This is a genomic window from Mucilaginibacter corticis (assembly GCF_007558865.1).
Classification (GTDB): domain Bacteria; phylum Bacteroidota; class Bacteroidia; order Sphingobacteriales; family Sphingobacteriaceae; genus Mucilaginibacter; species Mucilaginibacter corticis.
Genome location: NZ_VLPK01000002.1, coordinates 647,746 through 662,061 on the forward strand (window position 1 = coordinate 647,746; position 14,316 = coordinate 662,061).

Sequence of the window (14,316 nt, forward strand, 5' to 3'; positions counted from 1 at the left end):
GCGATGATAATGGTATGAGGAATTCTCTTTTATATTTTCTAACATGTTATTGTTTCTTATATGGCATTCCTGGTCGTGAAATAGGAATAATTCCCTACGGTACGATTATCGAAGCAGTGTTACTAATTCTTTGGATAACCGTTTTAGTGACTGTTCCTGCCGAAGAAAGAAAAAGTGCCGGCGTAGATGTTGTTTACCTGTTGATAATATGGTTGGGCATAAGTATTGCCGAAGTCGTAAATCCGGGGGCAAGCGTTGCCGGTTGGTTTTTTGAGTTAAGATCGGCCGCTCTTTATCCTTGTCTGATTGTACCCCTTGGCCTGATCATTTTAAGAACACACAGGCACCTGGATATGTTTTTGATCCTGATAATTGCCTGCTCAACACTTGCTTCGCTCAATGGGCTTAAACAGCTTTACATACATCCATCACCCGGCGAACAGCGCTTCTTAGATGGTGGCGGCTATATTACGCACATATTATGGGGCAGGTTAAGGGTATTTTCTTTTTACAGTGATGCCGGACAATTCGGAGCCTCTCAAGCTGCCCTTGGCCTCAGTACCCTGGTACTTGCGCTTGGCCCATACAAGAAAAAAACAAAGCTTATATTATTAGTTTGTGCTTTGTTACAGCTTGATGGTATGCTTATTTCAGGTACACGTGGAGCTTTGTTTGCGTTAGTAATGGGAGCATTTGTAGCTATAATTTTAACTAAAAATGTTAAAGTTCTGTTTATAGGGGGGATACTTTTGGTTGGATTTATATGTTTCCTTAAATATACTTATATAGGTAACGGTAATTATCAAATCTATAGGTTAAGGACAGCGGTTAACCCACAAGATGCGTCTTTAAATGTTAGGTTTAATACGCAGATGCGCATGCGCGAATATATGAGCACAAGGCCTTTTGGTGGCGGACTGGGCACAATAGGCGCTGCCGGGACGCAATATAATGCAGGTACGTATCTATCTACCGTACAACCCGACAGCTATTTTGTAAAAATATGGGCCATGTATGGTGTTGTTGGGCTAACTATATGGGTGTCTATTATGGTGTATATCTTAGGTAAATGTTTCGGCATAGTCTGGAGGATTGAAGATGAAGGACTTAAGGTAAAAATGGTGGCATTGGCAGCGGGATGCGCCGGTACATTGTTTTGTAGCTATGGCAATGAGGTAATTAATACTATGCCCTCATCTATTGCTGTATACCTGTCATGGGCTGTAATTTTGGGGACGCCGGTAATAGCAGCATCCTCTAAAACTAATATGTTAATTAAATAAAGTTTTTATGCCATACGATATATTTGGGATACCCGCTATAATTTGCATGATACTTGGGATAATTAGTGGGTTAAAGTTAATGGCCCCTAAAGAGGAAGACGAAAGATATTAACAGCTAATAGTATGTCAATAGTTTCAAAAGTAAAATCGAACCCTAAATTAAAAAAGATAGCATTATCTCTTTTGATTCCGAAAAACGAAAACAGCCCCCGTTTATGGGTAAAATTATTTTTGAACCCGTTTAAACATAAAAAGGGCGCCAATGCTGTTGTTAAAAGCCGGACACGGATGGATGTGTTTCCGTTTAATGGATTTACTTTGGGTGCTAACTCTGTTATAGAAGATTTTGCCACCATAAATAATGGTGTGGGCGATGTTAATATTGGCGACCATAGTTTTGTAGGTATCGGTAACGTTGTTATAGGGCCGGTTAATATTGGTAATCATGTAATTATCGCTCAAAATGTTGTAATGTCAGGTTTAAACCATGGATATGAGGATGTAACTATACCACCATCCTTACAAAAGGTTACTACTAAAGCAATTAATATTGAGGACGATGTATGGATAGGTGCCAATTGCACTGTAGTAGCAGGTGTTACAATAGGTAAACACAGTGTTGTGGGCGCAGGGAGCGTAGTTACAAAAGATGTCCCTGAATTTTCTGTGGTGGTGGGTAATCCTGCAAAGGTGATAAAGAAGTACGATTTTAAAGAGCAGGCCTGGAAGAAGGTTTAAACGTAAATACTTCAATCAAAGAACTTAACCAAACTCACAATCAATATATTCGGTATTTAACTGCAAAAATTAACAAGGTGTTAATCATCAAATAGTTATATTTAACAGCTATCAAGCCATTTCAGAAAAATCCATGAGCAAAAAAGTAACCGAAAGAAATTTCATAATAATTGGCCAGCAACCCTGGGATACTGAAATAGGTAGTAATTGTAAAAATGTAGCGCTCGAACTTAGTAAAAATCACCGGGTATTGTACGTTAATTCGCCGCTTGACAGGGTTACCTTAATGCGTGCCAAAAACGACCCGAAAGTTATTAAGCGGCATAATGTTATAAAAGGAAAGGAAGATGGATTGGTAAAGATCCAGGATAATCTTTGGAATTATTATCCCGACTGTATAGTGGAGTCGATCAACTTTTTAAAAAGCCATTCTCTTTTTAACTTTTTTAATAAACGCAACAATAAAAAGTTTGCCAGATCAATTAATAAGGCTTTAAATAAACTGGGATTTACTGATCCTATTTTGTTTAATGATAACGAGATGTTTAAGGGTTTTTATCTGCAGGATTTTTTGAAGCCGCATTTGGGTATTTACTATTCCAGGGACTACATGTTGGGTGTTGATTATTGGAAAAGGCACGGCTTGCAGCTTGAACCGCAATTAATAGCCAAAAGTAACCTTTGCTTTAGCAATTCTGAATACCTGGCTGAGTACTGCAGAAAGTATAATCAAAACTCTTATTACATAGGCCAGGGCTGCGATGTTGATGATTTTATAAATGTGAGCAGTGATGTGCCTGAAGATGTGCAGTCTGTTAATAAACCGATTATAGGATATGTAGGTGCTCTTAACAGCGAACGCTTGGACTTGGATATAATTGAGTTAATAGCTACAACTTACCCGCAATACAGCGTTGTTTTGGTAGGGCCTGAGGATGATAAATTTAAAGCAAGCAAATTGCATCAATTAACTAACGTAGCGTTTTTAGGGCAAAAACCGGTGAGTATGTTGCCAAATTATATAGCAGCTTTTGATATCTGTATAAACCCGCAATTAGTAAACGAGATAACGATAGGTAACTATCCAAGAAAGATCGATGAATATCTTGCACTGGGTAAACCAACTATTGCTACAGCTACCAAGACGATGGAAACATTTCGGGATTTTGTTTATCTTGCTGACAGCCCGCAAGATTACATTAAACTTATTGCAAAGGCTTTAGAAGAAAACAGTGAAGCTTTAAAGACCAAGCGAACAGAATTTGCTTTAACCCACACGTGGGAGCAAAGTGTGAAACTGATGATGGATCAAATAGTTAAATATGAATCAGAACATAATGGTTAAACCTTTACTAACTAACTTATCATGAGCGTGTTGCTGATTGTTTTTTTGATTATTCAGCTGTTGGTTGTTTTTTATTTGATATTTCCGTTCCTGCTGTATGTTATTGCAGGTATTAGGGGAGAAGAGAAACTAAAGGCCGACAGCGTTAACGACGAAGCAGATTATGCCATAATTGTTACAGCTTATGAGCAAACAACCCTTCTCCCAAGCGTTGTAGATTCTATACTGAAACTGAATTATAGTAATTACCTGATCTATATAGTTGCTGATAATTGTGATATAACAGATCTTAAGTTTACAGACCCCCGTGTTCATGTTTTAAGGCCCGAAGAAGTGTTGGCAAGTAATATCCGGTCTCATTTTTACGCTATCAATAATTTTAAACGTCCGCATGACAGGCTAACCATTATTGATAGTGATAATCTTGTAAATGCTGAGTATTTAAACGAGATCAATAAATTGTTTAGTGAAGGTTATAGCGCGGTACAAGGTGTAAGGCAAGCTAAAAACTTAAATACAACGTATGCCTGCTTAGATGAAGCCGGCGATATCTACTACAGATATATTGACCGTAAATTACTGTTTAGTGCAGGTTCATCTGCTTCGTTAGCAGGTTCAGGCATGGCGTTTACGCTTGATATTTATAGGGAATGCCTGGAACAATTAAGCATGGGTGGTGCCGGCTTTGATAAGATATTACAGTACGAGATATTAAAACGTAAATTAAGGATAGCATTTGCAGAAAAAGCAGTTGTTTTTGATGAAAAAACAGCCAAGTCAGACCAATTGGTAAAACAAAGGGCCAGATGGATCAATACCTGGTTTAAGTTTTCATTTTTAGGCCTTAAAATGAATTTGAACAGTATTTTCACATTCAACTGGAACCAATTTATATTTAGCTTGATGCTGATGAGGCCACCATTGTTTATGCTCGTTTTAGCTTCAGGATTATTTTTCCTGGTAGACATTTTTGTAATACCTGCTATGCTTATTACCTGGATTGTTGCAGTGATCATATTTGTAGCCATATTTTACAAGGCACAAGGATATTTTAAAGCCAGCGACAGTATTTACAAATCATTAAGGCAAGTGCCTAAGTTTGTGTTTTTTCAAGTATTGGCCTTAACAAAGGCAAATAAGGCTAATCAGCTTTCTGTTGCTACCAAGCACGAAGACCAGTCAACCATTAACGACATAAAAAATTAACCCTGTTTAACCTATTCAGGAATGGCAAATAAGAAAATTAAGATATTGCAAACTATTCGTCAAGGTAAAATTGGCGGCGGCGAATCTCATGTTATTAACCTGGTTGAAGAATTGGATAAAGAACGTTATGAAAATGTTGTGCTTTCATTTACCAAAGGCCCAATGGTTGACCATATGGAAGCTAATGGCATAAAAACCTACGTTATTGAAACCGAAAAGCCATTCAATTTTACGGTTTGGGGCCAGGTGTCAGAGATATTGGAGAAAGAAAAAATTGACATTGTACACGCTCATGGTACACGGGCAAATTCAAATACCAACAGCAGCGCGCGTAAATTAGGTATACCTGTTATTTATACGGTACATGGCTGGTCATTTCACCCGGATCAAAAATTTCCGTTGCGGAAGTTGAGGATAATGGGCGAGAAGTACTTGGTAGATAAATCTACTTTATCAATTTGCGTATCAGACAATAACCTAAACGATGCCAAAAAGATTTTTCCGATGGAGCGTGCTACTGTTGTAAAAAATGGTATTAATCTAAAGAAATTTAATCCTGAAGGTACATTTACTGATATCCGGAGCGAAATAGGCGTAGACAAGAAAACTATGCTGGTTGGTTATGTGGTAAGAATGACTGCTCAGAAAGACCCACTGACACTGGTAAGAGCTGTTTCATTAATTCCTAAGGAACTGGATATTAAATTTTTATTTGTAGGCGATGGCGATCTGAAGAAAGATACAGTTAATCTGGCCAAAGAGTTAGGCGTTGATTCTAGGATCATCTTTATGGATTTCAGACAGGATATACCTGATGTATTAAATGCTATAGACATTTACTGCTTACCATCATTATGGGAAGGCCTGCCTATTGGTATGCTTGAAGCATTGGCAATGGAAAAAGCGGTAGTTATTACTTCAATTGATGGTGCCAAAGAGGTAATTGTAGATAAAGAAAATGGTATACTCATTCCGGTTAAAGATCCGCAAAAACTCGCTGATACATTAGTTTTATTATACAATGATCCGGCACTTAGAAAAAAAGTGGGAAAAGCCGCCGGCCGGACTATAGAAAAAGATTATAACATTGTTAAAATGACCCGTAAGATCGAGGCCATTTATGACGAACTGTATAAAGGCTAACCTTTATAGCACAAAATTATAATTTTGCTTTTGACTCGTGAACTGCATCATCAGGCAATTTTGAATTAAAGTTTTTAAAGAAACGGTTAAACTCTTTCTTTAATCTGACTGCAAAAGCCTTATCTAAAGAACCATCTCTTTGTAAGGTGCGTGGACCGGTCCAAACACGGGCTTTGTTACTTCTAACTTGTTTTACTTTCCCATATTTCATTAACCCCAGGCATAACTGGCCGTCATCACCCCAAAAGCTAGTTTCAATAAATCCAACCTTTAATCCCAATTCCCTTACATAACCCATACTTAAGCCGTATGCATTAAAATAAGGGCGGTTTAATTGCCTAAATTCAGCAATAACATCTTTCAGTTTTTCTAATACGAACAATTTCCATCTCGGGAATTTAGGTTCGCTTATAAAAGAATAACGACCGTAAATACACACAACATTAGGTTTTTGAATAACTTTAGTCATCTCTGCAACCCAATGCGGAGGGTAGAAGCAATCGGCATCAGCTAACAGAACATATTTTCCTTTTGCCTGCTCCTGGCCAAATCCTCGTGCAGGGCCACAGCCTTGCTTCAGCTCAAAAAGGCCGGTTATATGTAATTTGTCTATAGTGTCTTGTGTTCTATCCTTCGAGTTGTTGTTAACAACAATAATTTCTATCGGAAAATCGCACTTGGTTTTTGAGAGGCTGCCAATACATCTAAGTATATTGATCTCCTCGTTCCAGGCGGCTATTAATACCGTTACTAACGGGTTGTCGCCGGTTATTTTATCCAGGTCTTTATTGATAGAATCAAATACAGACTGAGGTACTTCGTCTACTGTTTGGTAGTTATATTCAAACTCGTTAAGCCACTTTGGGTTGTTGAACAAAGTCATAGTTGCTATATAATTTATTGCACCACAAAATAAAAAATAAAATCGATAATTTCATACCAAAAACCAATATCAAAAAGCAGTCCATTTAAAAAAGAATAATGGCTTAATTGAACGGATAATGGATTGAAATATAAAATTGTTAATTATATTTACGTATCCCTAAAATATAATATGAATAGAAGGACTACAATAAAAAGTTTACTTGCATTTGGATTTTTAGGAGCATCGGGTTTCTCTATATTTAAATGGGCCGACATTAACAAAGCCCCTGATACAAAGTTTCTTCTGTCAAAAAAAGGCCTGATAGCAGACCTTGCCGAAACTATAATTCCTGTTACCGATACTCCGGGAGCTAAAGACGCTAAGGTTGAAGATTATATTATAACCATGATGCAGAAATGTACTGATATTAAAAATCAGAATCTTTTTATTGATGGTTTAGCCGATGTTGATAGTTACAGTAACAAGCATTATGATAAGTCTTTTCAAGCTTGTAAGCCAACCGAAAAGACGGAGATCTTAAAGCATTTTGAAAAAAAGGCGCATAGTTTTAACTCATTAATAGCTAAAGTTGAGGGCCGGTATTTAGGTGATCCTTTTTTTACCCAATTAAAAAACTTAACCGTAACCGGCTATTGCACCTCACAAGTTGGGGCGACTAAAGGCCTTGTTTATGATTACATACCGGGAATGTATAACGGTTCGATGCCGTTAGCTCCGCATCAAAAATCCTGGGCCACTAAATAATCACAATGGATATTAATATCAATACAGTAAGTCAGAATACGTATGATGCAATAGTAATAGGCTCGGGCATAAGTGGTGGCTGGGCTGCTATGGAACTATGCAAAAAAGGGTTGAAAGTTCTTTTACTTGAGCGGGGCAGAAATGTTGAACATGTAAAGGATTACCCAACCGCATTGTTAAATCCCTGGGACTTTGAGTGTCGTTTACAATATACCCAAAAAGAACTTCAGGAAAACCCGGTGCAAACCAAAGCTTCTGATGCCGGCAGTCAGTTGTTTTTTGCTAATGATAAAGATCACCCGTATATACAGGAAAAACCATTTAACTGGTTTAGGGGATATCAGGTAGGAGGACGATCATTAACCTGGGGCAGGCAATGTTACCGTTGGAGCGATCTGGATTTTGAAGCTAATTTAAAAGACGGAAACGCGGTAGACTGGCCCATAAGATACAAAGACATTGCTCCATGGTATGACTATGTAGAGTCTTTTATAGGTGTTAGTGGTTCTAAACAAAATTTACCCCATTTACCTGACGGAAATTTTTTGCCGGGTATGGAACTCAATTGCATTGAGAACCATTTGGCGCAATCAATGAAAAAAAGCTACAATGACCGTTTATTGATGATTGCCAGGGTAACCAACTTAACCCGTGGGTGGGATAACCGCGGCCCTTGCCAATACAGAAACTTATGTAGCCGCGGATGCCCTTTTGGCGGGTATTTTAGCAGCAATGCTTCTACTATCCCGGCTGCCGTAGCTACGGGTAACCTTACATTAAGGCCTTTCTCCGTGGTATCTGAAATTATTTATGATGATAAGATCCAGAAGGCAACAGGCGTACGCGTTATAGATACCAGTACTCACGAACATTTGGAGTTTCATTCAAAGATTATTTTTGTAAATGCCTCCACTATACCTACCACTTCATTACTGATGAATTCAAAATCTTCAAGATTTCCTAATGGCCTGGGTAATGATAGCGGTGAGTTAGGGCATAATTTAATGGATCACCATTCATCAGCTGGAGCAACCGGCTCTCATGATGGCTTTAAAGATACTTATTACAAGGGCCGGAGGCCATGCGGCTTTCTGATACCGCGTTATAAAAATTTAAAATCAGGCGAAAAGAACGACTTCTTACGGGGATACAATATTCAGGGCACCGGCGAGCGCCAAGGCTATGCTGAACTGGCCGGCACGCCCGGTTTTGGTGCCGACTTTAAAAATACCATTACTACTCCGGGGCCATGGACAATATGGATGGCAGGTTGGGGTGAATGTTTGCCCTATCATACTAACCAGATCAGCTTTGACGAACATCAAAAAGACCAATGGGGTTTACCTGTCGTTAAAATAGATTTCTCATTCCGTGAAAACGAGGATAAGATGATGAAGGATATTCAGGATACCTGTTTAGATATGTTGCAAAAAGCCGGGTTTAATGCAAGTAAATTTAATTATAATAAACCGGGTGGCTCAACCGTGCACGAAATGGGTACCGCCCGGATGGGTAGAGATCCTAAAACTTCTGTATTAAACGCTAATAATCAATTGCACGCCGTTAAAAACGTATTTGTAACTGATGGCAGCAGCATGACCTCATCTGCCTGCCAAAACCCCTCATTAACCTACATGGCATTAACTGCAAGAGCATGTAATTATGCTTTTGAACAGCTTAAAAAAGGAGAGTTGTAAAAATAATGATTATAAAGAAAGTCGGTCTGACAAATCAGGTCGGCTTTCTTTGCTTTATAATTTCCGATGTTATAATGATTTCTTGATATCCATTACTTCGCGTAGTGACATTTTGAATTTTAATGTTAGCCCGACGTAAACAGCCGCGCCGATTACCACCTGGGCAATGATGTTTACCAAACCAATAGTTCCAAGGAAGTATTGATAGATTAGCAAGGCGACAACCATCGCAAGGCAAAAAGATAATGGTTTGTAAATGTTATTAAGAAACTGTGGTAAAATACTGCCTACCAGCGTAGTTACAAAGTAAAAGCATACACATGTTTCAATAATTGACGCAAGCAAATAACCATAGGTAATACCTATTAAACCAAAATATTTAGCGGCAATATATATAACCGGGATTTTAACCAAAAGTACAATCAGGTTTAAAAGGAATACCAATTTTGGCTGCCCTTTTGAGAAGGATAATGAAGCAAACGGTGTAGTTACGCAAGACAAAAATCCCACAAAAACAACAACCTTAAACAATGGTACCGATGGTAGGAAATTGTGGCCAAATACCAAGGGAACTACTCCTAAAGCGGTGAGAGCAAGCCCGGTCAGAATAGGGAAATTGCAATATGTAATAAAGTCTACGATTTTTAAATAAGCCCTTTTTAAACCTTCGTTATCCTTCATTTTAGCCATGATAGGGAAGGATACCTGCATAATGATAGGATTAAGTTTATAGATAGGGAATATGGCAAGTGTCCATGCAATATTGTAATATCCTAATGCTTCAAGGCTTATCAGCCTTCCTATCAATATGTTCTCTAAATTACTGTTCGCAAAACCTAATAAACCTTCGCCTATGCTGTAAATGCCAAATTTTAAGTGATCCTGTATTTCTTTAGGTTTAAAGTGCCAAACCGGGCGAAAAAGTTTTATACCCGTAAGTGTGTAGCTGATTAAACGTACGCCCGCCCATGTCAATTGCCCGTACATCATAGCAAATTCATTGAATCCATTATAAGCTAAGGTTACAGTAGTAACTATACTCGCTACAACGCAAAGCGTATCATTAACGGCAATAGTTTTAAAACGGAGTTCTTTTTGTAACAAGGTGTTGTAGATCTGGCCGGAATAAATAAGCGGAAAGTTAAGCGCTGCCAAAGGAATGATCGCGGCTAACTTTGGCTCATGATAAAAGCTAACCACTAACGGGCTACACAGGTTTATAACAATGCAAAATATAACGCCTAAACCCGCGCTGGAGAAGAAAATAGTTGATAGTTTTTTCTTATCAGTTTCTTGTGTTGAGATAATTGAGTTGGCAAAGCCAAGGTTGGCAAATACCTGAAAGAAGCTAAGCATTATAGTACAAATACTCACCAGGCCAAATACGGAAGGGGCAAGTATCCTGGCAATAATTGCTGTTTGCGCTGCATTAAGTATTGTAGTTATAACCGTGGCAGAGGTAGTCCACTTAGCACCATTTATTGCGGTTTTTTGGTTGCTCATTTATTTATAGTAATATTCTGTGTGATTGTTTAATTGCACAAAATTGTGATATGATGCTTTCATCAAGTTTAGTTGTGATGCCTGCAAGTATTTGTATAACCATATCTGACTGCAAGCTCAAATACGTTATAAATTGCTTTATAGATTTTATAGGTTGTTAAAATTTACTGATATTAAAATTAAGCGTTTCATTTATGCTGTAAATATAATAATTAGATTTTAACGCTGTGAGTGGATGAATACCTAATAAAAATCTTTTAGGATCAATCACCCACCTTTATTTTATAAGCAAGGCGTCGCTTGAGTATAACCCTTATCAGATCATCCAGACTATAGCAACTTCCTGAATTTTTGAATAGTGGTTGATTGAAATATGAGATGATTTTCAAGTTTACCGGCTTTCTCCAGGATTTCTCGGCCGTAGATAACTGTTTGTTCATGTTTAGGGGTGTTTATGAGGATAAGTAAATTGTTATGCTAAATTACTACTTAACAATGAACAATCTCTATCTATTTTGTCTAATATTTGTGACTCAATATCCTGATCAAATTTTCTGGCAAAAAGCATTCCTGACTGTTTAATGTGATCAAAGTCTGCCATCCCCAATAGTTTGGGGCGCGCATTGCCTTCAGACCAATCAATATATCGCAGATTATTATTAACCGTATCATGCCTGAATTTAGAATTCATGATTATACTGCAAACCATAAACTCATCAGTACACCATGAATATTTCAAGAAATCCCAAAGCTTTTTGTCATGCATTAATTCATCAACCAGGTATTTTGCACAATCTCCGGTTATTGTCCACCACGATGCATTTCTGCCACCAAATAACTTAAATGAGTAAGGAAACTTTCGTCGTGGCAAAACAATGTTTACAATCGTTTGCAACACATATTTCCATTTAAAATGCACATCGGTAAAATGATATTTTTCATACCTGTTCACAGCGCCCTTCCACCAGTTTGATTGCCTTGACGGATCGTAAGAAATGAAATTTTTATTAGAATTTTGTAAAAAATAATTATAAATGTTTTCGGCCGTCGTAATAGGGTAATCCTGGCCGCTAAGCAAGCTAACAAAGGCATAATTTTTCTGTAAATGAATTACCTCGTTTACAGAACTTATAATAGCCTTAAAAAAATTATTACCTCCCCAGTTACATTCTACGCGGTTTTTTATAAAAGTGATGTTAGTTTTTTCTTTTAGTAAAAAAAAATTATCCAAAGGGACTTTTTTATCGATATGTATAAAAATATCAAAGTTGGGGTGTTGTAGTCGTTCTATTAGGCGTAAAAGCTGGGGCGGGTTTTTATGAGCCATTATAATATGTGCAATACGCATAAGCAGTGCTAACTAATGGGAAATAAATTGCTTAAAAGTAGTTGTAATAATTAATTTATGGTCCATTTTTTTGAAGTTGTTGCAATAATAAGATTTATTTGACTTAATAAAAATACTGTTTTACACTAATAATACGCTTGTAGATATACTTATGTTTCAAACCTGTTACATTATTATTTACCGGTTGAAAATTAATGTAAACGCAATATTAAATTATTGACGCTATCTATTTTTATTGGACGAATCATGATGTCTTATTTAAATTATGGCCTAAATTAATTACTTTTACGAGGCATGAAACTAACCTCAATCATCACAGTTAATTTTAATCAGCCAGGCGTAACCATTGCATTTTTAAATTCAATAAAAGAAAATGCAAAAAATGATAACGTAGAAGTGGTATTGGTTGATAACGGTTGTGACGAAGATCACGAAGCCGAATTTAAAAAAGCCTTTCCCGAACTGGTATTTGTCCGATCTGATTATAACCTAGGTTTTGCAGGTGGTAACAACTTAGGCATTGAATATGCTAAGGGCGATTATCTGCTGTTATTAAATAACGATACGGAGATCACAGAAAATCTAATTAGTGAGCTGACTACCGAGTTAGAAAATAATCCGGAAATAGGGTTGATTTCGCCAATGATCTTATATTTTGATAATCCTGACATTATACAATACGCCGGATTTACTAAAATGAACTATTTAACCTGCAGAAATGCGGGCATAGGCAGCATGGATGTAAATAAAGGTCAATACAATAACGATAGTCGCGAAACTGCTTTTTGCCATGGTGCTGCAATGATGTGCCGAAGCAGTGATCTGAAACAAGTAGGATTGATGGAAGAGCACTATTTTTTGTACTATGAAGAATTAGACTGGTGCGAAAAATTTAGAAGGGCCGGTAAAAAGATTTGGTTTACGGGCAAAACTAAGATCTATCATAAAGAATCAATGAGTGTAGGTAAAGAAAGTGCTGTTAAAACCTATTTTATGACCCGCAACCGAATGCTCTTTATAAGACGAAATACCAGTGCTCTGAATACGCTGTTATTTAGTATTTATTATATTTTTATTGCCTGCGGCAAACAAATGTTAAACTACATTTTAAAAGGCCGCAGTGATTTAGCCGGCTGGACTTTAAAAGGAATATTTTGGAACTTCACTAACGCTAACGATAGTCAAAACTTAGGATTTAAATTAAAAAAAACTAAATGATCACCGCTTTCTGGATTTGTCTTTTTATTGTTATATATACATTTGTTGGCTATGGTTTTTTGATGTACTTCATCATAAAAATTAAAAGGCTTTTAGTAAAACCGTTTTTGTTTAATGACGATTATCCCTTACCTACTGTCAGTATACTTACCGCCGCTTACAATGAAGAAGATGTTATTGATGCAAAGGCGATAAATACTATCAATCTTGATTATCCTAAGGATAAATTACAAATAGTTTTTACTACCGATGGCTCATCTGACAGCACCCCGCAAAAGCTAAAAAAATACGATGATGTTTTAGTTTTGCATGAAGATATAAGAGGAGGGAAGATGGCTGCCATAAAAAGGGCTATACCCTTTATTACAGGAGATATTATGATTTTTACTGATGCCAATACGCTTTTGAATAAAGAAGCTATCCTGGAGCTTGTTAAACACTATCAGAATGAAAAAGTGGGTGCGGTTGCAGGTGAGAAAAAAATAATTGTTGGCGAGACTGCGGATGCCAGTTCTGCCGGCGAAGGTTTTTACTGGAAATATGAATCGGCATTAAAAAAATGGGATTATGATTTATATTCAGGTGTAGGGGCTGCCGGCGAATTATTCAGTATCCGGGCCGCATTATATCAGCCGGTTGAAGCAGATACCATTATTGATGACCACATGATAGCCATGCGGATAGCAGAAAGTGGTTATATCATTGCCTACGAACCTAAGGCTTATGCAATGGAAACTGCGTCTGCTGACATTAAAGAAGAACTTAAACGGAAAGTTAGAATAGCGGCTGGTGGCATTCAATCAATTGTGCGTCTTAAAAAAGCTATAAATCCGTTTTTAAACCCGGTGTTTACCTTTCAATACATCAGCCATCGTGTATTACGCTGGACAATTGTACCATTTTTGCTTGTTTTATTATTCATCATCAACGGGTTGATCGTGTTTGCCGGAAATTCGCCATCTCCGGTATACGAGTATATTTTTATAGCACAAGTATTATTCTATGTATTAAGCCTACTTGGATTGCTGTTTGAGAGACGCAATATCAGGATCAAGCCTTTGTTTATTCCATATTATTTTTGTATTATGAATTATGCTGTATTTGCCGGTATCATCAGGTATATAAGAGGAAATCAAAGCGCAGCATGGGAAAAATCGAAAAGAAAATAAGAAACTAAATGTAACAAGGATGCAATTCTGTATTCA

12 protein-coding genes are annotated in these 14,316 nt (G+C 37.2%); 9 read left to right on the plus strand and 3 right to left on the minus strand.

Features of this window, described 5'->3' with window-relative positions:
• Nucleotides 1-116: 116 nt before the first annotated feature.
• The 5 genes from FO440_RS13445 (at nucleotide 117) to FO440_RS13465 (ending at nucleotide 5,715) form a co-directional block, all read left to right on the plus strand.
• Nucleotides 117-1,283, plus strand: coding sequence for an O-antigen ligase family protein (locus FO440_RS13445; RefSeq protein WP_186292664.1), 1,167 nt, complete (start codon nucleotides 117-119; stop codon nucleotides 1,281-1,283).
• 123 nt (nucleotides 1,284-1,406) lie between these two features.
• The gene (locus tag FO440_RS25050) at nucleotides 1,407-2,021 is read left to right on the plus strand and encodes an acyltransferase (protein WP_144248783.1); all 615 of its coding nucleotides are present in this window, start codon (nucleotides 1,407-1,409) and stop codon (nucleotides 2,019-2,021) included.
• Between the two features lie 133 nt (nucleotides 2,022-2,154).
• Nucleotides 2,155-3,366, plus strand: a complete 1,212-nt coding sequence (locus tag FO440_RS13455) for a glycosyltransferase (protein WP_144248784.1) — start codon at nucleotides 2,155-2,157, stop codon at nucleotides 3,364-3,366.
• Between the two features lie 21 nt (nucleotides 3,367-3,387).
• Complete coding sequence (locus FO440_RS13460) at nucleotides 3,388-4,572, plus strand: glycosyltransferase (protein ID WP_144248785.1); 1,185 nt, start codon at nucleotides 3,388-3,390, stop codon at nucleotides 4,570-4,572.
• A gap of 21 nt (nucleotides 4,573-4,593) precedes the next feature.
• Nucleotides 4,594-5,715, plus strand: coding sequence for a glycosyltransferase (locus FO440_RS13465; RefSeq protein WP_144248786.1), 1,122 nt, complete (start codon nucleotides 4,594-4,596; stop codon nucleotides 5,713-5,715).
• A gap of 16 nt (nucleotides 5,716-5,731) precedes the next feature.
• Here the strand turns inward: FO440_RS13465 and FO440_RS13470 are convergent, their stop codons facing one another.
• The gene (locus FO440_RS13470) at nucleotides 5,732-6,598 is read right to left on the minus strand and encodes a glycosyltransferase family 2 protein (RefSeq protein WP_144248787.1); all 867 of its coding nucleotides are present in this window, start codon (nucleotides 6,596-6,598) and stop codon (nucleotides 5,732-5,734) included.
• A gap of 171 nt (nucleotides 6,599-6,769) precedes the next feature.
• On the opposite strand from FO440_RS13470, the gene FO440_RS13475 reads away from it, so the two are divergent.
• Both FO440_RS13475 and FO440_RS13480 read left to right on the plus strand, forming a co-directional pair.
• Nucleotides 6,770-7,345: a gluconate 2-dehydrogenase subunit 3 family protein gene (locus FO440_RS13475; RefSeq protein ID WP_144248788.1), complete on the plus strand. Its 576-nt coding sequence runs from the start codon at nucleotides 6,770-6,772 to the stop codon at nucleotides 7,343-7,345.
• A gap of 5 nt (nucleotides 7,346-7,350) precedes the next feature.
• Nucleotides 7,351-9,042, plus strand: a complete 1,692-nt coding sequence (locus tag FO440_RS13480) for an FAD-dependent oxidoreductase (RefSeq protein ID WP_144248789.1) — start codon at nucleotides 7,351-7,353, stop codon at nucleotides 9,040-9,042.
• A gap of 69 nt (nucleotides 9,043-9,111) precedes the next feature.
• Here FO440_RS13480 and FO440_RS13485 read toward each other — a convergent pair whose 3' ends face one another.
• Nucleotides 9,112-10,545, minus strand: a complete 1,434-nt coding sequence (locus FO440_RS13485) for an MOP flippase family protein (protein ID WP_144248790.1) — start codon at nucleotides 10,543-10,545, stop codon at nucleotides 9,112-9,114.
• Between the two features lie 472 nt (nucleotides 10,546-11,017).
• Nucleotides 11,018-11,893 carry a beta-1,6-N-acetylglucosaminyltransferase gene (locus tag FO440_RS13490; RefSeq protein WP_144248791.1) on the minus strand — a complete coding sequence of 292 codons (876 nt, stop codon included), beginning with the start codon at nucleotides 11,891-11,893 and terminating at the stop codon, nucleotides 11,018-11,020.
• 294 nt (nucleotides 11,894-12,187) lie between these two features.
• Between FO440_RS13490 and FO440_RS13495 the strand changes: the two genes are divergently transcribed.
• Together FO440_RS13495 and FO440_RS13500 are read left to right on the plus strand one after the other, a co-directional pair.
• Nucleotides 12,188-13,111 (plus strand): glycosyltransferase family 2 protein, encoded by a 924-nt coding sequence (locus tag FO440_RS13495; RefSeq protein ID WP_144248792.1) that lies wholly within the window; start codon nucleotides 12,188-12,190, stop codon nucleotides 13,109-13,111.
• A complete protein-coding gene (locus tag FO440_RS13500; protein ID WP_144248793.1) occupies nucleotides 13,108-14,280 on the plus strand; it encodes a glycosyltransferase family 2 protein in 1,173 nt (390 codons plus the stop codon). Before FO440_RS13495 ends, FO440_RS13500 begins: the two co-directional genes overlap by 4 nt.
• The last annotated feature ends 36 nt before the right edge of the window (nucleotides 14,281-14,316 follow it).